This window comes from Bacteroides galacturonicus (assembly GCF_003096855.1).
Lineage (GTDB): Bacteria > Bacillota > Clostridia > Lachnospirales > Lachnospiraceae > Lachnospira > Lachnospira rogosae.
In genome coordinates this window covers 23,966-46,630 of the sequence record NZ_QEOA01000008.1, presented here as the reverse complement: position 1 = coordinate 46,630, position 22,665 = coordinate 23,966, and the positions used below count along the sequence as shown (strand labels likewise).

Below are 22,665 nucleotides of genomic sequence, written 5' to 3'. Positions count from 1 at the left end.
ATTCAGGGGGCATTTGAATGAGAAAAATATTTAATAAAATATTCAGATACAGGCTTGTTTCGATATATTTCATATTAAGTCAGCTTGTTATTTTAACAGCAATATTTGGAGTGCTTAATACGATTAATAAAGCTTATGCAAAAGAAAATGACAGGCTTAAGGCTCTGGCTAAGAATAGGATAGAGCTGAATATAGATACATTTGCAAAGAAAGATATATTATCATATGCGGCAGTAAATGTAGATGTAGGAAATGTGTTAGCACAAGGACGTATGTCGGTAGAAGTGGCACAAATTGGAAGTACGAACCGTTGTGAAGTGCTTTTGGCAGTTAATGAGTCAACCCCTTATCCTATGATTAGAGGACATATACCCGATAAAGAAACGGATAATGGCAGAAATTGTGTGGCATTAGGACGTGATAAATACAGATATGTATATAATAGGGATGGCAAGGATTATATAACACTTGGTCAGGAGGAATATGAGGTTGTAGGTGTTATAGGAAGTCCGGTATCTGATTATTGGGACTATAAGATTGTACTTAATATAGATTGTATGAGTGATAGTCTTAAGCAGTCATTTAGTTCACTGTCTAATATATCTTTGACAGTATATAGTAATAAGGAAGATATTATGGAAATTTATAATAAAGTATATTCAAATGTAGTCAATGTTGATAATACCTGTAATATAGTGTCATATAGCAAGAAAGATACGGGCGAAAGCACAGTGAGTGAAACTCTTCAGAAAGAAAATATTAAAACTAATGTTATGGTATATACTTTTTGCCTTATTAACAGCATAATTATATCAATATTCTGGACGGTACAGAGAAAGAAAGAGCTTGCAATAAAACGTGTATTTGGATTTAGTAATATAAGAATGATAGCCGATATCGCAGTTAATCTGTTACTGCTAATGATAATTACTGTAATAATGTATTTTGTAGGATATGTGTTATATAGCTTTATAAGGTATTCAACAATTCAGGGTATGGGATTGTGGAGTGTCAAATTAATATTATTAGCAGTTGGTTTATTTCTGATAACACTTGTTATTGCGATGATATATCCAGTTGTAGATATATATAGGGGGCAGGCATATGATAAGATTAGATAAAATAACAAAAATATATGATGCAAAGGTTGAAAATAAAAAAGCGTTAGATGAGGTATCATTAACTATAGATAATGGGGAGTTTGTAGCTATTATGGGACCATCAGGGAGTGGTAAAAGTACACTTCTTAACATAATAGGCTGTATGGATAGTGTTACAGACGGAAGTTATTATGTTGATGACATAGAAGTGTCACGATTGAATAAATTGGACATACATAGATTTAGAAAGAAGAATATAGGATTTGTATTTCAACATTTTGCATTAATGGATTATTATACAGCTTATGAGAATATTGAGCTGCCGTTGCTGGCTAACAATATAAGACGAAAAGATAGAAAAAGAATAATTAATGAACAATTGAAAAAGTTGAATATTGTGGAAGAAAAAGATAAATTGCCAAAGAAAATGTCGGGAGGACAGCAACAGCGCGTGGCAATAGCACGCGCACTTGTAACTAATGCAGATATTATTCTTGCTGATGAACCGACTGGTGCATTAGACCAGAGCACCGGACAAGAAGTCATTAATATTTTAAGAGAAATTAATAATCAGGGTAAAACGGTTGTTCTTGTTACGCACGATATCAATATCGCCAGCAGCACTAACAGAATTATTAATATATGTGACGGAAAGATTATAAGTGATGAAATGGTATAATTGACTAAAGAGTTGCCTTGCAACTCTTTTTTATTTGTACAAAATGTGGTATCCTATTATTTATTAAGATAATTTACCAAATAAAATATGAATTTTAGCCGTAGAACATAGTTATTATTTTAAAGAAGGCTATTACATATATTTATTTAATGGAAGGAAAAGTGCTATGCCAGTAACAGAATATTTAATAAGAAATGCCGAGTTATACCCCGATGAGGTTGCATTGGTTGAATTAAATCCAGATGAGAAAGACACAAGGAGAACGACTTGGAAAGAATTTGATTTAATACAGCCAAGTGCCAATATGCCATACAGGCGTGAGATTACCTGGAGCGTATTTAATGAGAAAGCCAACAGGTTTGCCAATATGCTTATAAGCCGTGGAGTTAAGAAAGGGGATAAGGTTGCTATTCTTATGTATAACTGTCTGGAATGGCTGCCAATATATTTTGGTGTATTAAAGACAGGTGCAATAGCAGTGCCATTTAATTTCAGATACGACTCAGATGAGATATACTATTGTGCTGAGCTTGCACAGGTAGATGTAATTGTATTTGGTTTTGCGTTTATTGGAAGAATAGAGGTTAATGCTGAGAGATTATTAAGAGGAAGACTTCTTATATATGTAGGGGACAACTGTCCAAGCTTTGCTGAGAGCTATCACGAACTTGTGGCAGATTGTTCAAGTAAAGAGCCTGATGTTAAGATAACAGAAGATGATTATGGTGCGATATATTTTTCATCAGGAACAACAGGATTTCCCAAGGCGATACTTCATAAGCACCAGAGCCTTACACAGGCGGCTATTATGGAACAGAAGCACCATTCTACTGGCAGAGATGATACATTTTTATGTATACCACCACTTTATCATACAGGAGCAAAGTTCCACTGGATGGGAAGCCTTGTTGCAGGAAGTAAGGCGGTTCTTCTTAAAGGAACGAAGCCGGAACAGATATTGTCAGCAGTATCAAGTGAACACTGCACTATAGTATGGCTGTTAGTGCCTTGGGCACAGGATATTCTTGATGCATTGGATTCAGGAAAGATTAAGTTATCAGATTACAATTTATCGCAGTGGCGTCTTATGCATATAGGTGCTCAGCCAGTTCCACCATCACTTATTAAGAGGTGGAGGAAATATTTTCCTAATCATCAATATGATACTAACTATGGTTTGTCAGAGTCAACTGGACCGGGTTGTGTTCATCTTGGTGTTGAGAACATACATAAAGTTGGAGCAATTGGAATTCCGGGTTATGGCTGGGAATGTAAGATTGTTGATGAAAATGATAACGAAGTCTGTCAAGGTGATGTAGGCGAGCTTTGTGTTAAAGGACCGGGAGTTATGACTTGTTACTATAGAAATGAGGCTGCTACAAAGGAAGTATTAAAGGACGGATGGCTGTATACAGGAGATATGGCTATGCAGGATGAAGATGGTTTCTATTTCCTTGTAGACCGAAAGAAAGATGTAATTGTGTCCGGTGGCGAGAATATTTACCCTGTGCAGATAGAAGATTTCTTAAGAAGATTTCACAAGATAAAGGATGCGGCGGTAATTGGTCTTCCTGACAGGCGTCTGGGTGAGAAGACAGCGGCAATTATAGAGATTAAAGACGGAGTCAGCTGTACAGAGGAAGAAATCGAAAAGTTCTGTCTTGAGCTTCCACGTTATAAAAGACCTAAGCAGATAATATTTGCTGAAATACCACGAAATGCGACAGGTAAGATAGAGAAACCAAAGCTTCGTAAAATATATGGAGCAGATAAACTTGTTGCGATGGAGAATAAAGCATAATCGTGATTATAGATTAATATGCAATATAGATATAATTATAGATTAATATGCAATACAGATATTATTATAGATAATGGAAGGAAAAGGTATGAAAGAGTTAATGTTAGGCAACAAAGCGGTTGCCAGAGGGTTATATGAAGCGGGCTGTAAGGTTATATCAAGTTATCCGGGAACTCCTAGTACAGAGATTACAGAGGAGGCGGCAGCTTACAATGAGATATATTGTGAATGGGCACCTAATGAAAAGGTTGCATTAGAGGTGGCTCATGGAGCAACACTTGGTGGTGTAAGAGCGGCGTGTGCTATGAAGCACGTAGGCTTAAATGTTGCGGCGGATCCATTATTTACAATATCTTATCAGGGACTTAATGCAGGACTTGTAGTATGTGTTGCAGATGACCCAGGTATGCATTCATCACAGAATGAGCAGGATTCAAGGCATTATGCAATTGCGGCGAAGCTTCCAATGCTTGAGCCATCGGACTCAGAGGAGTCGAGAGTATTTGCTAAGAAAGCATTTGAGATGTCCGAAAAGTTCAATACACCAGTCCTTTTAAAAATGGTCACGAGAGTAGCCCACTCACAGAGTGTAGTTGATACAGAAGAAAGAGTTGAGCCGGATAGAGTTCCTTATGTAAAAGACCCAGCTAAAGTAATGATGACACTTAATTCAAGAAATGCCCATATAAGAGTTGAGGAGAGAACTAAGGCGTTGATAGAATATGCAGAGAGTACAGAACTTAACAGGGTTGAGCTTGGAGAGGATACAAGCGTAGGAATTATCACAGACTCAACTTCCTACCAGTATGCAAGAGAAGTGTTAGGTGATAAAGCAAGCATATTAAAGCTTGGAATGATTAACCCGCTTCCAGAAAAGCTTATAAAAGATTTTGCACAGAAGGTAGATAAGGTTATTGTTCTTGAAGAGTTAGACCCTATAATTGAAAATCACTGCAAACAGCTTGGAATTAAGGTGGCTGGTAAGGATACATTTCCTATATGCGGCGAGTTCTCCCAGAACCTTGTAAGAAAATGTCTTGGTATGAAAGAACCAGAGCATATTACTATAGAAGAAAATGTTCCAGCACGTCCTCCAGTTATGTGTGCAGGATGTCCACATAGAGGAATATTCTACATTTTAAAGAAGAAAAAATGTATGGTATATGGTGATATCGGCTGTTATACATTGGGCGCAGTTGCACCGCTTAATGCAATGGATCTGAATGTCTGTATGGGAGCTTCCTGTTCAGGACTTCACGGCTTTAATAAAGCTATAGGTGAGGAAGCAGAGAGTAACAGCGTAGGTGTTATCGGAGATTCAACATTTATTCATTCAGGAATGACAGGTATAACAGACATTTCTTATAATATGAGTAATTCGACAGTGATTATCCTTGATAATTCTATTACAGGAATGACAGGACACCAGCAAAATCCAACTACAGGAAAGAACCTTCGTGGTGAACCAGCAGGAAAGGTTGATCTTGAAGCATTATGCAGGGCATTGGGCTTTAACAGAGTAAGGGTTGTAGACCCATATGACCTTAAGGCAGTTGAGGAAGCTGTTACAGAGGAGCTTGCAGCTAAAGAACCATCTATTATTATAAGCCGCAGACCTTGCGTTATGATTAAAGGAACAGTACATAAACCACCAATCAGTGTAGATGAAAGCAAATGTGTTGGCTGTAAACAGTGTATGAGCATAGGCTGTCCAGCAATTGCAGTTAAAGATAAGAAAGCACATATTGACCCTACACTCTGCATAGGCTGTAAAGTATGTTCACAGATGTGTAAGTTCGAGGCAATATAATGTTGTAAGGCGATGTATATTAGGTGTTAATGGAATAGAAAAAAGTATTAGATGTCCGATTTGTTCAAATTAGATTTGCTTGATGTGAAATTAGGCAGGGCATCTGATAATGTCGGAAATGAGGAATATGTATGAGTAATTCAGTTAAGAATATTATGATTGTTGGTGTTGGCGGACAGGGAACACTTCTGGCAAGTAAACTGCTTGGTTATGTTCTTATGCAGCAGGAATATGATGTTAAAGTGTCAGAGGTACACGGAATGAGCCAGCGAGGCGGAAGTGTTGTTACCTATGTAAGATTTGGAGATAAAGTATATTCTCCAGTTATTGATAAAGGTGAGGCTGATTATATTCTTTCATTTGAGAAGCTTGAAGCGTTAAGATGGATTGAATATTTAAAGATTGGCGGACAGATAATAACTAACACGCAGGAAGTTGACCCAATGCCGGTAATTACAGGTGCTATGCAGTATCCAGATAATATTATCGAGAAGCTTGAAGCAGCCGGTGCTAAGGTAGATGCTAAAGATTTCTTATCAATAGCAGAAGAAGCAGGGTCGGCCAAAGCGGTTAATATTGTACTTATGGGAAGATTATCAGATTATTTCAAAGACATTCCATATGAGGTGTGGGATAAAGCAATAGATGAGATAGTTCCAGAGAAATACAGAGAGCTTAATCATAAGGCATTGAAGCTTGGCAGAGGCTGAGTAAATGTAAAATAATAAAGGTAAAATGGATATACATTTGTGATATTATGGTATCATATGTATATCCATTTTGTAATATTAGTGGCAGGAGTTATTATATAGAATTAAAGAGGCTTATATGTTTAATCTAGAAGAAGAATTAAAGAAGCTCCCAGATAAGCCGGGAGTGTATATTATGCACGATAAACACGACACAATTATATATGTCGGCAAGGCTAAGATATTAAAAAATCGTGTAAGACAATATTTTCAGAGTAATAAAAATCATTCGGCTAAGGTTGTCCAGATGGTTTCACATATTGCATATTTTGAGTATATAGTGACAGATTCTGAGCTTGAAGCACTGGTGCTTGAATGTAATCTTATAAAGGAACACAGACCGAAATATAATACGATGTTAAAGGATGACAAGAGTTATCCTTTTATTAAGGTTACCATTGGAGAGGAATTTCCAAGAGTGTTATTCTCAAGAACAATGAAGCACGGAACTGGCAAATTCTTTGGACCATACACATCGGCAGGTGCTGTGAAGGAGACAATTGAACTGCTATGTAAGCTTTATAAGGTAAGAACGTGTAACAGAAGGCTTCCTAAAGATATAGGAAAGGACAGACCCTGCCTTAATTACCATATCGGACAGTGCAATGCACCTTGTCAGGGTTATGTGAACAAAGATGAATATAAGAAAAATATAGATAAAGTAATCAGCTTCCTTAATGGTAATTATTCTGAGATTATTAATGAGCTGACGGATAAAATGCAGGATTGTTCAGAGCGTATGGAATATGAGGAAGCCGCTAGATACAGGGATTTATTAATCAGTGTTAAGCAGATTGCACAGAAGCAGAAGATAACAGCAGATGATGCAACAGACAGAGATGTAATTGCGTGTGCTATGGACGCAGAAGATGCAGTTGTACAGGTATTCTTTATAAGACAGGGCAAGCTTCTTGGACGTGAGCATTTCCATATGAAGGTTGCAACGAATGACAGTAGAAGCGGCATTTTGTCAGAATTTATGAAGCAGTATTATGGCGGAACACCATATATTCCCAATGTGATAATGACACAGGAGGAGATTGAGGATGCTGGTACAATCGCCGACTGGCTTTCAAGCAGGAAGAAGCGGAAAGTTACAATTATCACGCCAAAGAAGGGCGATAAGGAGAAAATGGTTGAACTTGCCCATAAGAATGCACTTATGGTATTAACTAAAGATGCAGAGAAGATTAAGCTTGAGGAGAAAAGGACAACAGGTGCTATGAAGCAGATAGCAGACTGGCTTGGGCTTGCTTCGATAAGGCGTGCAGAGGCTTATGATATATCTAATACAAGTGGTGTTGAGTCAGTTGGTTCAATGGTTGTATTTGAGGACGGAAGACCTAAGAAGAATGATTATAGAAAGTTCAAGATTAAGACAGTCAAAGGTCCTGATGATTATAAGAGTATGAGAGAAGTACTTACAAGACGTTTTACAAGAGGAATGAGAGAGCGTGCAGGTGAGGAAGAGACAAGGGGTTTTGCTGTGTACCCGGACCTTATAATGATGGATGGTGGACGAGGACAGGTGAACATTGCACTGGAGGTTCTTGATGAGCTTCATATTAATATTCCTGTATGCGGTATGGTTAAGGACGACAATCATAACACAAGGGGACTTTACTATAATAATGTAGAAATTCCAATAGACAGGCATAGTGAGGGCTTTAAGCTTATAACAAGGGTTCAGGATGAGGCACATAGATTTGCGATAGAATACCACAGGTCATTAAGAAGTAAGAAGCAGGTAAGCTCAGTTCTTGATGAGATTGAAGGAATCGGACCTGCAAGAAGAAAAGCGTTGATGAAACATTTTCTTGATATTGACAAAATCCGCAATGCCAATGTAAGTGAGCTTATGGAGGCAGAAGGAATTACAGAAAATGTAGCGCAGAACATATACAAATATTTTCATTGATGTGTTATTTTAATGTCTTTCAATATTAATTGCACTGTGTTAAACTATTAATAATAGATAGTCAGAAGATATATAGTCTTAAGTAAGGCAATGAAATATAAAATGTGGCATAATTGCGCAGGATTGGAGTAGATATGAACGGAAAAGAAAGAGTTAATTTATTCAAGGTAATCGAGAAGATGAATCTTGTTAATCTTACACCTGATATTGATGTTAAGGGAATATGGATTCACGTTCCAGAATTTAACAGGCCGGCGTTACAGCTCACCGGATTTTATGACCAGTTCGATAATGACAGAATACAGATTATAGGTAATGTAGAATATGCTTATCTTAAGAGTCTTTCAGAAACCGAGCGTTATGAAAGATATATGCAGCTGTTATCAAGCAATATTCCCTGCCTTATTTTCTGTAGGAATTTAGAGCCGGAGGCAGAGATTATAGAACTTGCAAGGAAATATCAGATTCCAATATTAAAGTCTGCTGAGTCAACATCTTCATTTTCAGCAGAAGTTATAAGATGGCTTAAAGTACAGCTTGCACCTTGCATAGTAATACACGGTGTATTAGTTGATGTATATGGCGAAGGTGTGCTTATTACAGGTGAGAGTGGTATAGGTAAGAGTGAAGCAGCGCTTGAGCTTATAAAGAGAGGCCACCGTCTTGTAACAGATGATGCTGTCGAGATTAGAAAAGTAAGTGATGAAACATTAGTTGGTTCAGCACCAGGAGTTACTAAGTATTTCATAGAGTTAAGAGGTATTGGTATTATTGATGTAAAGACACTTTTCGGTGTAGAGAGTGTTAAGGAAACTCAGGAGATTGATATGGTTATCAAGCTTGAGGACTGGAATAAGGACAAGGAGTATGACAGACTTGGACTTGAAGAAGAATACACAGAATATCTTGGCAATAAAGTAGTGTGTCATTCGCTTCCAATAAGACCAGGACGTAATCTTGCAGTAATAGTTGAGGCTGCGGCTGTAAACCACAGACAGAAGAAGATGGGTTACAATGCGGCTAAGGAGTTATATAGAAGAGTACAAGAGAACCTTATGAGGGGTGATGATGAAGATGAGTTTATTTAAGGATATAGTTCTTGGCATTGATATAGGTGGAACAACTTGCAAATGCGGCGTGTTCACAACAGATGGCACGCTTGTATACAAGGATGAGATACCAACAAGGAAAGATGAGGGCGGAAGTCTTATTTTATCAGACATTAAAGAACATATTCCAGAGCTTGTGAAAGCGGCAGGACGAAGCTGTGATGAGATTAAAGGCGTTGGAATAGGAGTTCCGGGTGCGGTAAGAGAAGATGGAACAGTCAACAAATGTGTCAATCTTGGCTGGGGTGTATTTAACGTTGCACAGACTTTTAAAGATATGACAGGCTATGAAGTTAAAGTTGGCAATGATGCCAATATGGCGGCACTTGGTGAATACTGGATGGGAAGTGCGAAAGCATATTCAAGCGTTGTATTAGTTACAATAGGAACAGGTGTTGGCGGCGGAGTTATAATTGACGGTAAGCCAATATGCGGATACAATGGTGCTGCGGCAGAGATAGGACATCTGCCTATAGTAGAGGAGGAGACAGAATACTGTAACTGCGGTAATAAGGGCTGTCTTGAGCAGGTGGCATCAGCAACAGGCATAGTCAGAACAGCGACAAGAATGTTAAATGCAACCGATGAGCCATCGGCACTTAGGGCACTTCCTTATATATCTGCTAAGGCAGTATTTGATGAAGCCAAATCAGGAGATGCGTGTGCCATAAAGATTGTTGATTATGTATGCAGATATTTAGGAAAAGGCATTGCCTGTGCTTCTGCTATGACTGATACAGAGGTTATATGTATTGGTGGCGGAGTATCAGCGGCAGGTGATTATCTTATAGAAAGAGTTGCTAAGTATTACAAAGAATACGCATTTCATGCGTGCAAGAATACTAAGATAGTTAGGGCTGAACTTGGTAATGATGCAGGTATGTATGGAGCTGCCAAGCTGGCATTAGGTTAATATAAAAGATTGGAGAGTAAGAAGCTTATGGATAACAATGAGCTGTTAGATAATCTTAAATTAATTGTAGGTGACACACAGGTAAGAACTGGTGAACCTATGAATATTCATACTACATTTAGAATTGGAGGCTGTGCAGATTATTATGTACAGCCATCTTCTATTGAGGAGTTACAATCATTAATTCAATTTTTGAATAAATCAGACATCGAATACTGCGTTATAGGTAACGGAAGCAACCTTTTAGTATCAGATAAAGGAATAAGAGGAGTTGTAATACAGCTTTCAGATACATTTGACGAGGTAGAATATATTGATGATGTTACTGTAAAGGTTATGTCAGGAATGATGTTGTCAAGACTCGGTAACAAGCTGGCAGATAAGGGACTTGCAGGCTTTGAATTCGCAACGGGAATACCGGGAAGCGTAGGCGGTGCAGTTAGAATGAATGCAGGTGCATATGGTGGAGAGATTAAAGACATAATAGTTAGTGCCGATGTACTCGACCGAAGCGGCAGGCTTATAAGCCTTAGCAGGGACGAACTTGAGTTAGGTTATAGAACAAGCTGTATAGCGGCTATGGATTATATAGTTGTCAGTGCTGTGTTCAGATTACAGAAAGGTGATACTGACACAATCAAGGCACTTATAAAGGAACTTGCTGTTAAGAGAAGAGCTAAGCAGCCTTTGGAATATCCTAGTGCAGGAAGTACATTTAAACGTCCACAAGGCTTCTTTGCAGCTAAGCTTATAGAAGATGCAGGACTTAAAGGAGTGTCAGTTGGCGGAGCAATGGTTTCAGAGAAACATTCTGGTTTTGTTGTTAATACAGGCAATGCAACAGCAAAGGATGTGTGTATGCTTACTGATATGGTTAAGGATAAAGTTAAACAGCAGTCAGGTGTAGATCTTGAACTGGAGGTTATAAAGCTCGGAGATTTTAGTTAAATGCCGTGGAGGAACTTATGAAGATAGTTATTGTAACGGGAATGTCAGGTGCAGGTAAATCAACAGCATTAAATATGCTTGAAGATGAGGGATATTATTGTGTTGATAATATGCCTATATCGCTTATACCTAAATTTGCGGAGCTGGCAGACTGTCAGGAACAGGATAACGGATATAATAATATAGCATTAGGCGTTGATATAAGAAGCGGACATTCTCTTGCAGAGTTCGAGTCCGTACTTGATTATATGAAAAAACGCCAGTATAACTATAAAATATTATTCCTTGAATCTAGTGACGAAGTGCTTGTAAAGCGTTATAAAGAAACGAGAAGGACACATCCGCTTGCGAAGGACGGACGAGTTGACAGAGGTATTGAGCTTGAGAGGAAACAGTTAAAGTTCCTTAAGCAGAGGGCAGATTATATTGTTGATACAAGTACGCTTCTTACAAGAGAATTAAAGCAGGAGTTACAGAAGATAATTCTTGAACGTAAGGAGTATAACAATTTATTTGTAACTGTGCTGTCATTTGGCTTTAAATACGGAATACCAGTAGATGCAGATATTGTATTTGATGTAAGATTTCTGCCTAATCCATATTATGTTGAAGAATTAAGGCCGCTTACAGGCAATGACAAACCAATACAGTCATTTGTAATGAAAGCACCAGAGGCGAAAGAATTTCTTAATAAGGTAGATGATCTTATACAATTTCTTCTTCCTAACTATGTAAAAGAGGGCAAGTCAAGCCTTGTTATAGCTGTTGGCTGTACAGGAGGAAAGCACCGTTCAGTAACACTTGCCAATGAGCTGGCGGCAAGAATAGCAAGTACACCATATGGCTGTAAAGCTGAACATCGTGATATAGACAAAGATGCTAAGAGAAAGGGAGATAAGTAATGTCGTTTTCTTCAGATGTTAAAGAAGAATTAAGCACCAGAATTGATATGGCAAGACACTGCCAGATAGCTGAATTTGCTGCGATTATGGGAATGTCAGGACGTATCAGGAGAGCATCGGGCAAAAGAATGCAGATAGAGATGTCTACTGAGAACGAGATTGCAAGATACAAGTTTATAGTATTATTAGAGCAGATATTTGATATTGATACAGGCGATATAATATATGTTTCAAAGAGCAGTCGTGACACAACAATCAGAATAGAAAATCAGGAATATGTCGCTAAAATATTGCAGACACTTAAATGGGCTGATGAAACATTTGATAATATTGAACCTGTATTTGTTGACCCAAGAATAGTGCAGAAGGACTGCTGTAAGAAAGCATTTATAAGAGGTGCATTTATAGCGGCAGGTTCTATAAGCGATCCTAATAAGTTCTATCATTATGAAATAGTATGCGACTATGAAGAAGATGCACAGTGCCTGTGTGATATGCTTATATTCTTCGGGCTTGATGCTAAGATTACAGTCCGCAAGAATGATTATATAGTATATATGAAGGAAGGCAGTAATATAACAGATGTGCTTAATCTTATGGGAGCATATGTTTCGCAGATGAATCTCTACAATGTTATGATTCTTAAAGAAATGCGTAATGACGTGAACCGTAAGGTTAACTGCGAAACTGCGAACCTTAACAAGACGGTTGCCGCTGCGGTAAAGCAGACTAAGGACATAATATATATAAGGGATACAGTTGGTCTTGGAAGCCTTAAGGACAGCTTAAGACAGGTTGCCGAGGTAAGGCTTGAACACGAGGATATGAACCTTAAAGATATAGGTGCATTGTTAGACCCGCCTGTTGGCAAGTCGGGTGTCAATCACAGACTCAGAAAGATAAGCGAATACGCAGAACAGTTAAGACTTGAAAGAGGGGATTGACAACAAGCGTATAATAAAAATTAGGTAAGGTAAATTATTAGTTAAATGTATAGACAGAATGGAGGATAATATGACAAAAGTAGATATTATATCAGGATTTTTGGGAGCAGGTAAGACTACTCTTATTGCAAAGCTTTTAAAAGAAGGACTTGCTGGTGAGCAGGTTGTGCTTATAGAAAATGAATTTGGCGAGATAGGTATTGATGGCGGTTTCTTAAAGGAGTCAGGCGTTGAAATCAGAGAGATGAATTCAGGCTGCATATGCTGTTCTTTAGTTGGTGATTTCGGAACATCTTTAAAGGAAGTTGTTGAGAAGTACCACCCAGACAGAATTATTATCGAACCATCAGGTGTTGGAAAGCTTTCAGACGTTATTAAGGCTGTAAAGGATCTTCATATTGAGAATGAAATCCGTTTAAACAGTGCTTCAACAGTAGCCGATGCTTCTAAGGTAAAGGTATATATGAAGAACTTTGGTGAGTTCTTTAACAACCAGATTGAGCACGCTGGAACTATTATTCTTAGTAGAACACAGAATGTGTCAGAAGCCAAGTTAAAGACAGATATTGAACTTATCAGATCACTTAATAAGGATGCTCATATTATAACAACTCCTTGGGATGATATTGATGGCAAGCAGATACTTGATGCTATGGAAAATGTTACTAATCTTGAACTTGAAATGCTTGCAGAGGCAGCAGCAAAGGTTGCAGAGGAACACGAACATCACCATCATCACGATGGCGAGTGTGGCTGCGGACACGACCACCACGATGAAGAGCATGAACATCACCATCACGATGGCGAGTGTGGCTGCGGACACGACCACCACGATGAAGAACACGAACATCACCATCATCACGATGATGAATGTGGCTGCGGACATGACCACCACGATGAAGAGCATGAACATCATCATCACGATGGCGAGTGTGGCTGTGGACATCATCACGAGCATGGTCATCACCACGCCGATGAAGTATTTACAAGCTGGGGCGTAGAAACTCCTAACAAGTATGATAAGGAAGAACTTTCAGAGATATTAAGAAAGCTTTCTGAGACAGATGATTATGGTAACATCTTAAGAGCTAAGGGTATGCTTCCTTGCACAGATGGTAAGTGGATGTTCTTTGACCTTGTACCAGAAGAATATGAAATCAGGGAAGGTAAGCCTGATTTTACAGGAAGAATATGTGTAATAGGAGCAGAATTAAAAGAAGCTGCTCTTAAAGAATTATTTAATGTATAATTGCGGAAGTTAAAGTACTGGACAATCCGCAGACATCACAGACTGGGGGCATAAGCCCCCAGTGTTATATATAGTTAGAATAGATGGAGGACATATAATGGCACAGGAAGAGTATCAGATTCCTATATTTTTAATAAATGGCCAGTTAGATAGTGGCAAGACCAGATTTATCTCAGATACTATAGCAATGGGACAGTTTGCAGAGGCAAAGAATAAGCTCCTTATCGTATGTGAGGAAGGCGAAGAAGAATACAGCGAGAAGCTTTTAAAAGATAATGGTGTGGATATGGTAGTTCTTGAAAAAGAAGAATTAACAGAAGCCAAGCTTAATGAACTTGATAAAGAGTATGACCCATGGATAGTAATTGTTGAGTATAATGGTATGTGGGATCCAGCCCTTCTTATGGGAACAGCTAAGCCAAGAGGCTGGGAGATATACCAGTCAATAACACTTATTGATGCTACAGCATTCAATCTTCAGTGGAACAATATGAGATCAATAATTGCAGAGACTGTTAAGTATACAGATATGGTTATATTTAACAGATGTAAGTCAGGTATGGATCTTGGAAGCTACAGAAGAAGTATGAGAGCACTTAATAACACACTTCAGATTGTATTTGAGGACGATAAGGGAGAGATGATGTCGATTGCAGAACAGCTTCCTTATGATGTTAATGCGGATATTATCGAGGTTGATGATGCTGATTACGGAATATGGTATATGGATGTATCAGAAAGACCAGATGTATACGTTGGCAAGAAGGTAAGATTTAAGGGTCAGGTATTAAAGAACAAATATTTCAAAGATAAGAACTTTGTACCGGGACGAAAGGTTATGACCTGCTGTGCTGAGGATACACAGTTTATTGGCTATATAAGCTTTTATAATAACATTGCTTCTTTAGAGAATAGACAGTGGATAATGGTTACAGCAACAATCAAGAATGAATTCCAGATGGCATACAAGAAGAAAGGACCTGTTCTTTATGTAGAAAAGGTTGAAAATGCAGAGCCACCAGTGGAAGAGATGGTTTATTTCTAGGATTGCAGGTGTAGAGAAAATGGAATGTTATATTATACATTTTTGAATAAATCGGACATATATAACAATTAGTAATACGGCTGGAGAGAACAATGATACAGGATATATTTCCTAATAGACTTGATAACCAATATGTAGAATGTAGTCCGCAGGATAATGATGTAATCTTCTTCTTTGAGGGTTCATCACTTCTTGCGAAGTATATTAAAGAAGATACATTAACTTATCCACTGTACAAGCAGTTCATACAGGGGATAAAGACAGGCATATTAAAAGATTCTGTTGATAATTATTCATTTACATACCTTTTATCTGTAGATGATACGAAATATTTTCTTGCACAGAGAAAAGGCGAATTATTAAGAGGTCAATATGCTGGTGAAATGGCAGATTCCAAAGTGCATAAAGAGTATACATCGGTAGTGGAAGGATTTTCATTTGTCGGGGTAGATTCATTTAGGAAAGCTAAACCGAAAGCCACAGCATTTGCAGCAATAACGGCATATCATCTGTATGGCTGGTACAGGGACAATCATTATTGTGGAAGATGTGGCAGACCTACAATACACGATAATAAAGAGCGTATGGTAAAGTGTCCGGTATGTGGCAATATGGTATTCCCAAAGATAAGTCCTGCGGTTATCGTGGCAGTTACAGATAACGACAGAGTACTGCTTACAAAGTATGCAGGAAGAACATATAAGAATTATGCTTTAGTCGCGGGCTTTAATGAGGCTGGAGAGACAATAGAGCAGACAGTCAGGCGTGAGGTAATGGAAGAAGTAGGACTTAAGGTCAAGAACCTTAAATATTACAAGAGCCAGCCTTGGGGACTTAGCGGTTCACTGCTTTCAGGGTTTTTTTGTGAGCTTGATGGTGATGATAAAATCACATTGCAGGAAGATGAATTATCACTTGGAACGTGGGTTAAGGCAGACGACCTTGACTTAGAAGATGATGGAATAAGTCTTACAAGAGAGATGATATTAAAATTCAAAAAAGAACATTCAATTGTTCCGTCTAATTAGAATAATACATTATTATTAAGCATAGAATTATCCCAAACATATGTGGGGTGGTTCTATGCTTAATTGGTTATGGGGCTTTATGATTATCATAGGAATAGTATACGCCCTTATCACAGGTAATATAGAAAGTGTCACGCAGGGGGCATTTGTTTCCGCCAAGGAAGCTGTCACATTATGTATAACTATGTTCGGTATTATGTCATTCTGGTGCGGTCTTATGGAAATAGCAGAAAAATCAGGACTTATAGACAAGTGCAGATACATGATAGAGCCTCTTATAAAATGGCTGTTTCCGGGGGTTCCAAGCAGCTCCAAAGCATTTGGCTATATAGTTACCAATATGATATCTAATTTTCTTGGACTTGGCTGGGCGGCTACACCAGCAGGTATAAAGGCTATGAAAGAGATGGCAGTGCTTAATCAGAATAAGAATATAGCAAGCTGTGATATGTGTACATTTCTTGTGATTAACATTTCTTCAATTCAGTTAATTCCAGTAAATATAATAGCATACAGAAGCCAGTACAAAAGTCCCGACCCGACTGCAATACTATTTCCCTCAATAATAGCAACAACTATAAGCACGCTTGCGGCTGTTATATTTTGCAGGGTTATGACAAGGAGGGAGCGATGATGACTAAGATTTCAGCGTATATAATGCCGCTTGTCATATTGATTATTGTTGGATATGGAATGTACAAAAAGAGTGATAATTACGATAACTTTGTAAATGGTGCAGAGGATGGAATGAGGACAGTGGTTTCAATAGCACCTACACTGATTGGGCTTATGGTTGTGGTCGGAGTATTAAGAGCTTCTGGATTTCTTGATTTTATAGCTGGACTTTTAAGCGGTGTGTGTGGAAAGCTTGGAATACCGGCAAGCATAGTGCCGCTTATTATAGTAAGGCTGTTCAGTTCGTCAGCTGCAACCGGACTTAGCCTTGATATATTCAAGCAGTACGGAACAGACTCATATACAGGACTTATAACGTCTATACTTATGGGGTGTACAGAAACAGTATTTTACACAATGTCAGTATATTATATGGCGGCACGCATTAAAAAAACGCGCTGGACACTTGCTGGTGCATTAATTGCAACAGCGGCAGGCATAGCTGCGAGTGTCATTCTTGCGCGTTATTGTTAATTATTATTTTTTCAGATTTTTCATAGCAATATTGATGTCTACATTGCCTGATACACCATTTATTGAACCTGTGCTTGTATACTGCCACATAGCGTATTTGTAGGGATAATATGGAGAGGCAGTCTGATAACCGGCGAACCATTTATCATAACCTTCAAGTCTTTCAAGTTCAACATTATCCATAAAATACAAAAGATTACTGTAGATTAATGGAGTATATCCAGCAGCTTTAATTGTGTCGCAAAATGCGATTATTACGTCAGTTAATTCACTAGCTGAAAGATTTTCCTGACGGAAGCTGTCATTTTCTATAGCTTCTACGTCAATAGCGATTGGGTATGTAATATTATAAGGCTTTACAAGAGTAAGTACATAGTTGGCTTCTTCGATAGCTTCCTCTTTGTTAAGAGCCTGTGAATAGAAGTATACACCGACATCTATATTATTCTTGATAGCATTAGTTGTGTAAGTATTAAATGAACTATCTTCCACAAGAAGTCCTGAGCCATAAGCCCTGTAGCCACATCTAATCATAGCAAAATCCACACCGGCGGCTTTAACCTTGGCAAAATCCACATCAGAATTGTGCTTTGATAAATCAATTCCTGTATATGTCTTGGCATTAGTTCCTGAATAAGTCATCAATCCCTTATCATTGCGGGCAAAGGCTGATTTATCATATTCGCTTGCGGCAAGCTTAGGGTTAATATCGGCAAATACATAATTACCACTTCTATTGACATATACTATGTTGTCAGGATAAAGTTCTTTTAATAATGAGAGTGTAGATGAACCGCTCTCAAATCTGCTTCGGATAAGGTTAAGCATATCGTCTTTCTCAGTATTGCGTGCAGTTTCAATGTCCTTGTCCTCAATTCTTGCTACAGTATCAGCAGTTCTCTTGGAGTCGGTAACAAGCAGGACAATATTGGCTATTATTGAAGCGATGGCAGTAACAAGCAGAACAATTGTCAATACAGATAATTTGCTTTTGCTGCCAGTCCTGCTTTTATTCTTCTGTCTGGAATTAGATTTCCAATCTGAACTGTTATCAGATTGGCTGTTGAAATTATTATCCATAGGTATCCCTCTTTTCTTTATAGTACATTAATGTGTAACCGCATATAAATAAATGATAACTACAGTGTAAACGAGCTGTATTTAAAAGTCAAATAGTAAAATGTAGTAATTGTATTAGAAAAATATAAAAAATATAACAAAACATATTGACAATATACTAAATAAATAGTATATATAATGTACACCATATTTTTAATATACATCACATATTCAGAATATATCAGATGTCTGCATAAGATATATGTTAGGTGCATATATTTCTGATTCTTTAGCCTTTTGAAGAAGGTATTTATAGCGTTTCTGCTCAGAATTCAATTGATATATATAACAATCTATAAGGTCTGGGTCAGTTGCGTTATCAAAGTTGGCATATGCGGCACTAAGCGCAGCCTTTGTCATATTAATTTCCTCAACAAGATATTTTTCATCATATGTAGCAGGATTTTTTTTCTTGCTGAACATTTTCAATAGAATTACCTCGTTTCCTCTTTTTTTATAAGTATAGTCAGTAATTGGTAATTCTATACATTAAACAGAATAATAGAATTAAGACAACTATATTGCGGTGGCAATTCATATATAAAGCTGTCTGATAAGATATGGGAGAATTAAAGAGAATATGACAGAGCAGTACATAAGATACGCCGCTATGTTTATTATCATAATGATGGCGGTGATTGATGATTACAGACGTTTTAAGGTGTCGAATAGAATTATAATTGCAGGAATGGTTATTGGTGTTGTTATTAATATGGGAAGCCTTATGTATGGAGGTGATGTGAGAGGGTATATATATGGCGGTATGGCAGGTTTTGCAATTATGTATATGGTGTATATATTTGGCGGCGTAGGTGCAGGAGATGTTAAGCTTCTTGCTGTGTGCGGACTGCTGATTGGTGTTACATATATTGTGAGGTTAATATGTGCGGCTATGGTATGCGGTGTATTAACAGGTGTATTAGAGAATGTTGGCGTAATTAAAGGCAGACAGGGTGTATGTATAAGAGATAATGTTTTAATAAAGCAGGGAAGACATACAATACATAGATTTCATTATACATATGCCTTGTGTCTTGGAGCGGCAATTATGGTGGTATTAAATATTAAAGCATAAAGCTGTAGATACTGTAATTAAGATTATATAGTGTATGGAGGAAAGTGTATTTGGCAAAAGATAATATATGCGTGATATATGACGATGATGAGAGTTATGCCAAAAGGCTTATGGGAATAATTAACGACAGTAAGGATATTCCCTACAGGGCTAAAGTGTTTACCAAAGAGGAGGAGTTTAACAGATACATTTTAGCTAATAAGACAGATGTGTTAATGGTTAATGAAGAACAATACACATATGGCATTAATCATGAGGATATTAAGACAGATGATAACAGCGTTATTGTTCTGTGTGAAGATGAGAAAGAAGCAGGAATTATTAATGATAAGAAAGAGAAAGGGCTTATCGGTGTGTGCAAATACCAGCCAGCTTACCAGCTTTTAGGGTCAATTACAAGACAAAGACCAGATAGAACGCAGAGGGTTGAGGATATTACCAGATATATCGGAGTGTATGGCTTTAATTCGACTTTAAGAGTGACTTTGGCAATGGTTATTGCAGCGGCATATTCTAAAAAGGGACGGACACTTTTTATCAATCTTGATGAATTCTCAGGCATTGAGCATATTATGATGTCTGACGGGTGTAGTAATCTGTCAGATGTATTCTATATGTTTAAGCAGGCAGGAGAGCATTTTACACAGCAGATTAGAGAATGTATAAAGGCGAATGAGTTATTTGACTATATACCGGCTGTGGTATGTGCTGATGATATATCGTATGTTAATGACAGGCTTATAAGTGGTCTGCTGGATGAGCTGGCACATAATTTAAAATATGATTATATTGTTGTTAATATATCAGAGGGAATTAACAAGCCTTGGAGCATTATGGGAAGATGCAGTAATGTATATATATCTGACAGTGGAGATTATATAGAGAATTGCAGATTTAATAATCTGAAAAGATATTTTATTGAAAGCGGGAAGGAAGCTATTGTTGACAGAATGATGAGAATTAATCTTAAGATGAAGGATACAATGGATGAGGGTTTTCTTAAAAGAATTATGTATACAGATGCGTATGGTTATGTAAGTTCTTTATTAGATATGGTGTAGAAATGACATAGAAGAAGTTAAGCATAGCATAGGGAGTAAGTATGAATAGCAGGCATTATGGAAGAATTATTCTTTGAATTAAAACAAAAAGTCTATGAAAAGCTTGATATTAATCTGGACGTGTCCGATGAGGATTTGTATAAGGTAATAGATGTATGTATATATGAGATTTCACAGCATAGGGCTATATCTGTCCATAACAGGGAACTTTTAAGGCAGCAGCTTTATAATTCAATTAAACGTCTTGATATATTACAGGAGTTACTGGAAGATGATGATATAACAGAGATAATGATTAATGGGTATAAAGATATATTTATTGAGAAGAAAGGCAGGATAACTAAATGGAATAAACAATTTGAAAGCAGAGAGAAGCTTGAAGATATAGCACAGAGAATAGCGGCGATGTCGAATAAGACAATTAATGAAGCGATACCTATTGTAGATACAAGGCTGGCTGATGGTTCAAGAGTGAATATGGTATTATCGCCGATAGCCATAGATGGACCAGTCATAACGATAAGAAAATTCTATGATACGCCAATAGATATTGACAGATTAATTGAGTTAGGTTCTATAACTAAGGAAGCGGCAGATTTTCTTGAATTACTTGTAAAATGCCGTTACAACATATTTGTTTCTGGTGGCACAGGAAGTGGTAAAACAACATTTCTTAATGCACTGTCTAATTTTATTCCCAAAGATGAGCGAGTTATTACAATTGAAGATTCGGCTGAATTGCAGATCCAGGGGGTTGGCAATCTTGTAAGACTTGAAGTAAGAAAGTCCAATATGGAATGTGATAATGAAGTCTCAATAAGAGATCTTATAAGGTCAAGCCTAAGAATGAGACCTGACAGAATAATTGTAGGTGAAACAAGAGGTGAGGAGGCTCTTGATATGTTACAGGCAATGGGAACAGGACACGATGGCAGCCTGTCAACAGGACACAGTAATAGTTCTAAGGATATGCTTACAAGATTAAGGACAATGGTTCTTATGGGAATAGATATGCCAGCAGAAGCTATTGACAGGCAGATTGCTTCTGCAATAGACATAATTGTCCATTTAAAAAGAATGAGGGATAAGACAAGAAAGGTATGGGAGATTACAGAAGTATGTGGTTATAAGAATAATGAATTTGAACTTGTTCCATTATATAAGTACGTTGAGGAGGGCGAAGATAAAAATGGAAAGATTATTGGCACACTTAAAAGACAGAATAACAGCCTTAAGAATACTGAAAAGCTTGAGTGGTCAAAAGACACAGGAACAATGCAATGTAAATCTTAATAAATTTATTAAACGGGCACATCTATCTGGTAGGAATGATTACATTTATCTTTTGCAGGCAGTATTGATAGTAACTGCTGTTTCTTATGTATTTTATGATAGTTTAATTCCAGTAATAATATTCAGCCCTTATGTTATTTATCATATTAAAAAGCAGAGGTTTAATGAAAGGTATCAGAAGGATAATGAGCTTATAAGACAGTTCAGAGATGGGATGCAGGCAGTCTCATTTGCGTTGAATACGGGTTACTCAATTGAGAATTCATTTGCAGAGGCATTGCAGGAACTGGTTATGCTGTATGGACAAAATGCAGTAATTGTTGCAGATTTTAATATGATTGTGAACAGAATAAGAAGAAATGAAAATCTTGAAGATATATTAGACGATTATGCAGCAAGTACCAATCTGGATGACATAAAATATTTTGCTGAAATATTCAGATATGCGAAAAGGAGCGGAGGTGATGTAATAGGAATTATAAAGCAGACCTCGCATATAATTCACGAAAAGGCAGAAGTCCAGCAGCAGATAGATACAATAATTACAGGAAAGAGGCTTGAGCAAAGAGTTATGGTATGTATGCCGCTGGTGATTACATTATATCTTAGATTAACATCTCCTGAATATATTGATGTTCTTTATGGCAATGTTATGGGAATTATAGTTATGACAATATGCCTTCTGATATATGCCGCCGCAGTTATGCTGGCACAGAAAATAACAGACATAAATATATGATACATATGATACGGCAGGTGGATAATATGAGGAG

General features: G+C 37.4%; 22 protein-coding genes. 20 read left to right on the top strand and 2 right to left on the bottom strand.

Translation table 11 applies throughout. The annotated features are described in order from the left end of the window. Nucleotides 1-17 precede the first annotated feature (17 nt). The 16 genes from C7390_RS12230 to C7390_RS12155 all read left to right on the top strand — a co-directional run bounded on the left by C7390_RS12230 (nt 18) and on the right by C7390_RS12155 (nt 17,344). On the top strand, nt 18-1,121 hold the full coding sequence (locus tag C7390_RS12230; RefSeq protein WP_055177493.1) for an ABC transporter permease family protein: 1,104 nt from the start codon (nt 18-20) through the stop codon (nt 1,119-1,121). Next, nucleotides 1,105-1,779 (top strand): ABC transporter ATP-binding protein, encoded by a 675-nt coding sequence (locus tag C7390_RS12225; protein WP_055177496.1) that lies wholly within the window; start codon nt 1,105-1,107, stop codon nt 1,777-1,779. The genes C7390_RS12230 and C7390_RS12225 overlap by 17 nt, the downstream gene beginning before the upstream one ends. A 166-nt stretch (nt 1,780-1,945) precedes the next feature. Further along, nucleotides 1,946-3,580, top strand: coding sequence for a class I adenylate-forming enzyme family protein (locus tag C7390_RS12220; RefSeq protein ID WP_116444278.1), 1,635 nt, complete (start codon nt 1,946-1,948; stop codon nt 3,578-3,580). An 88-nt stretch (nt 3,581-3,668) separates the two neighbouring features. Continuing rightward, nucleotides 3,669-5,390, top strand: a complete 1,722-nt coding sequence (gene iorA, locus C7390_RS12215; protein ID WP_116444277.1) for an indolepyruvate ferredoxin oxidoreductase subunit alpha — start codon at nt 3,669-3,671, stop codon at nt 5,388-5,390. Between the two features lie 131 nt (nt 5,391-5,521). Continuing rightward, nucleotides 5,522-6,100, top strand: coding sequence for an indolepyruvate oxidoreductase subunit beta (locus tag C7390_RS12210; RefSeq protein ID WP_116444276.1), 579 nt, complete (start codon nt 5,522-5,524; stop codon nt 6,098-6,100). 118 nt (nt 6,101-6,218) lie between these two features. Continuing rightward, complete coding sequence (gene uvrC, locus C7390_RS12205; protein ID WP_116444275.1) at nt 6,219-8,057, top strand: excinuclease ABC subunit UvrC; 1,839 nt, start codon at nt 6,219-6,221, stop codon at nt 8,055-8,057. Nucleotides 8,058-8,191: 134 nt separating this feature from the next. After that, on the top strand, nt 8,192-9,145 hold the full coding sequence (gene hprK / locus C7390_RS12200; protein WP_116444274.1) for an HPr(Ser) kinase/phosphatase: 954 nt from the start codon (nt 8,192-8,194) through the stop codon (nt 9,143-9,145). Beyond that, nucleotides 9,126-10,079: an ROK family glucokinase gene (locus tag C7390_RS12195; protein ID WP_318295694.1), complete on the top strand. Its 954-nt coding sequence runs from the start codon at nt 9,126-9,128 to the stop codon at nt 10,077-10,079. The genes hprK and C7390_RS12195 overlap by 20 nt, the downstream gene beginning before the upstream one ends. 27 nt (nt 10,080-10,106) lie before the next feature. Next, a complete protein-coding gene (gene murB, locus C7390_RS12190; protein WP_116444273.1) occupies nt 10,107-11,027 on the top strand; it encodes a UDP-N-acetylmuramate dehydrogenase in 921 nt (306 codons plus the stop codon). A gap of 17 nt (nt 11,028-11,044) precedes the next feature. Further along, nucleotides 11,045-11,929, top strand: a complete 885-nt coding sequence (rapZ, locus tag C7390_RS12185; protein ID WP_022502476.1) for an RNase adapter RapZ — start codon at nt 11,045-11,047, stop codon at nt 11,927-11,929. Further along, complete coding sequence (gene whiA / locus C7390_RS12180; protein WP_022502475.1) at nt 11,929-12,873, top strand: DNA-binding protein WhiA; 945 nt, start codon at nt 11,929-11,931, stop codon at nt 12,871-12,873. Before rapZ ends, whiA begins: the two co-directional genes overlap by 1 nt. Nucleotides 12,874-12,943: 70 nt before the next feature. After that, nucleotides 12,944-14,122 carry a CobW family GTP-binding protein gene (locus C7390_RS12175; protein ID WP_022502474.1) on the top strand — a complete coding sequence of 393 codons (1,179 nt, stop codon included), beginning with the start codon at nt 12,944-12,946 and terminating at the stop codon, nt 14,120-14,122. A 97-nt stretch (nt 14,123-14,219) separates the two neighbouring features. Beyond that, on the top strand, nt 14,220-15,167 hold the full coding sequence (locus tag C7390_RS12170) for a TIGR03943 family putative permease subunit (RefSeq protein WP_055177505.1): 948 nt from the start codon (nt 14,220-14,222) through the stop codon (nt 15,165-15,167). Between the two features lie 92 nt (nt 15,168-15,259). Next, nucleotides 15,260-16,195 (top strand): NAD(+) diphosphatase, encoded by a 936-nt coding sequence (nudC, locus tag C7390_RS12165; RefSeq protein ID WP_116444272.1) that lies wholly within the window; start codon nt 15,260-15,262, stop codon nt 16,193-16,195. 55 nt (nt 16,196-16,250) lie between these two features. Further along, a complete protein-coding gene (locus tag C7390_RS12160) occupies nt 16,251-16,829 on the top strand; it encodes a nucleoside recognition domain-containing protein (RefSeq protein ID WP_022502471.1) in 579 nt (192 codons plus the stop codon). Further along, on the top strand, nt 16,826-17,344 hold the full coding sequence (locus C7390_RS12155; protein WP_116444271.1) for a spore maturation protein: 519 nt from the start codon (nt 16,826-16,828) through the stop codon (nt 17,342-17,344). Before C7390_RS12160 ends, C7390_RS12155 begins: the two co-directional genes overlap by 4 nt. Before the next feature lie 3 nt (nt 17,345-17,347). Here the strand turns inward: C7390_RS12155 and C7390_RS12150 are convergent, their stop codons facing one another. Further along, the gene (locus C7390_RS12150; protein ID WP_090140387.1) at nt 17,348-18,424 is read right to left on the bottom strand and encodes a glycoside hydrolase family 25 protein; all 1,077 of its coding nucleotides are present in this window, start codon (nt 18,422-18,424) and stop codon (nt 17,348-17,350) included. Between the two features lie 210 nt (nt 18,425-18,634). Then, nucleotides 18,635-18,886, bottom strand: a complete 252-nt coding sequence (locus tag C7390_RS12145; RefSeq protein ID WP_022502468.1) for a YaaL family protein — start codon at nt 18,884-18,886, stop codon at nt 18,635-18,637. Between the two features lie 157 nt (nt 18,887-19,043). On the opposite strand from C7390_RS12145, the gene C7390_RS12140 reads away from it, so the two are divergent. From C7390_RS12140 to C7390_RS12125, 4 genes are read left to right on the top strand one after another with little or no spacing between them, the layout of a single operon-like run. Further along, nucleotides 19,044-19,538, top strand: coding sequence for an A24 family peptidase (locus tag C7390_RS12140; protein ID WP_055177515.1), 495 nt, complete (start codon nt 19,044-19,046; stop codon nt 19,536-19,538). Between the two features lie 50 nt (nt 19,539-19,588). Beyond that, complete coding sequence (locus C7390_RS12135) at nt 19,589-20,599, top strand: P-loop NTPase family protein (RefSeq protein ID WP_022502466.1); 1,011 nt, start codon at nt 19,589-19,591, stop codon at nt 20,597-20,599. Between the two features lie 57 nt (nt 20,600-20,656). Then, the gene (locus C7390_RS12130) at nt 20,657-21,892 is read left to right on the top strand and encodes a CpaF family protein (protein WP_055306953.1); all 1,236 of its coding nucleotides are present in this window, start codon (nt 20,657-20,659) and stop codon (nt 21,890-21,892) included. Beyond that, complete coding sequence (locus C7390_RS12125) at nt 21,789-22,631, top strand: type II secretion system F family protein (RefSeq protein WP_116444270.1); 843 nt, start codon at nt 21,789-21,791, stop codon at nt 22,629-22,631. Before C7390_RS12130 ends, C7390_RS12125 begins: the two co-directional genes overlap by 104 nt. Nucleotides 22,632-22,665: the final 34 nt, after the last annotated feature.

Coding starts and splice junctions, on each gene's coding strand:
- C7390_RS12230 (WP_055177493.1), top strand. CDS start 18: ATGAGAAAAATATTTAATAAAATATTCAGATACAGGCTTGTTTCGATA.
- C7390_RS12225 (WP_055177496.1), top strand. CDS start 1,105: ATGATAAGATTAGATAAAATAACAAAAATATATGATGCAAAGGTTGAA.
- C7390_RS12220 (WP_116444278.1), top strand. CDS start 1,946: ATGCCAGTAACAGAATATTTAATAAGAAATGCCGAGTTATACCCCGAT.
- iorA (WP_116444277.1), top strand. CDS start 3,669: ATGAAAGAGTTAATGTTAGGCAACAAAGCGGTTGCCAGAGGGTTATAT.
- C7390_RS12210 (WP_116444276.1), top strand. CDS start 5,522: ATGAGTAATTCAGTTAAGAATATTATGATTGTTGGTGTTGGCGGACAG.
- uvrC (WP_116444275.1), top strand. CDS start 6,219: ATGTTTAATCTAGAAGAAGAATTAAAGAAGCTCCCAGATAAGCCGGGA.
- hprK (WP_116444274.1), top strand. CDS start 8,192: ATGAACGGAAAAGAAAGAGTTAATTTATTCAAGGTAATCGAGAAGATG.
- C7390_RS12195 (WP_318295694.1), top strand. CDS start 9,126: ATGAAGATGAGTTTATTTAAGGATATAGTTCTTGGCATTGATATAGGT.
- murB (WP_116444273.1), top strand. CDS start 10,107: ATGGATAACAATGAGCTGTTAGATAATCTTAAATTAATTGTAGGTGAC.
- rapZ (WP_022502476.1), top strand. CDS start 11,045: ATGAAGATAGTTATTGTAACGGGAATGTCAGGTGCAGGTAAATCAACA.
- whiA (WP_022502475.1), top strand. CDS start 11,929: ATGTCGTTTTCTTCAGATGTTAAAGAAGAATTAAGCACCAGAATTGAT.
- C7390_RS12175 (WP_022502474.1), top strand. CDS start 12,944: ATGACAAAAGTAGATATTATATCAGGATTTTTGGGAGCAGGTAAGACT.
- C7390_RS12170 (WP_055177505.1), top strand. CDS start 14,220: ATGGCACAGGAAGAGTATCAGATTCCTATATTTTTAATAAATGGCCAG.
- nudC (WP_116444272.1), top strand. CDS start 15,260: ATGATACAGGATATATTTCCTAATAGACTTGATAACCAATATGTAGAA.
- C7390_RS12160 (WP_022502471.1), top strand. CDS start 16,251: ATGCTTAATTGGTTATGGGGCTTTATGATTATCATAGGAATAGTATAC.
- C7390_RS12155 (WP_116444271.1), top strand. CDS start 16,826: ATGATGACTAAGATTTCAGCGTATATAATGCCGCTTGTCATATTGATT.
- C7390_RS12150 (WP_090140387.1), bottom strand. CDS start 18,424: ATGGATAATAATTTCAACAGCCAATCTGATAACAGTTCAGATTGGAAA.
- C7390_RS12145 (WP_022502468.1), bottom strand. CDS start 18,886: ATGTTCAGCAAGAAAAAAAATCCTGCTACATATGATGAAAAATATCTT.
- C7390_RS12140 (WP_055177515.1), top strand. CDS start 19,044: ATGACAGAGCAGTACATAAGATACGCCGCTATGTTTATTATCATAATG.
- C7390_RS12130 (WP_055306953.1), top strand. CDS start 20,657: ATGGAAGAATTATTCTTTGAATTAAAACAAAAAGTCTATGAAAAGCTT.
- C7390_RS12125 (WP_116444270.1), top strand. CDS start 21,789: ATGGAAAGATTATTGGCACACTTAAAAGACAGAATAACAGCCTTAAGA.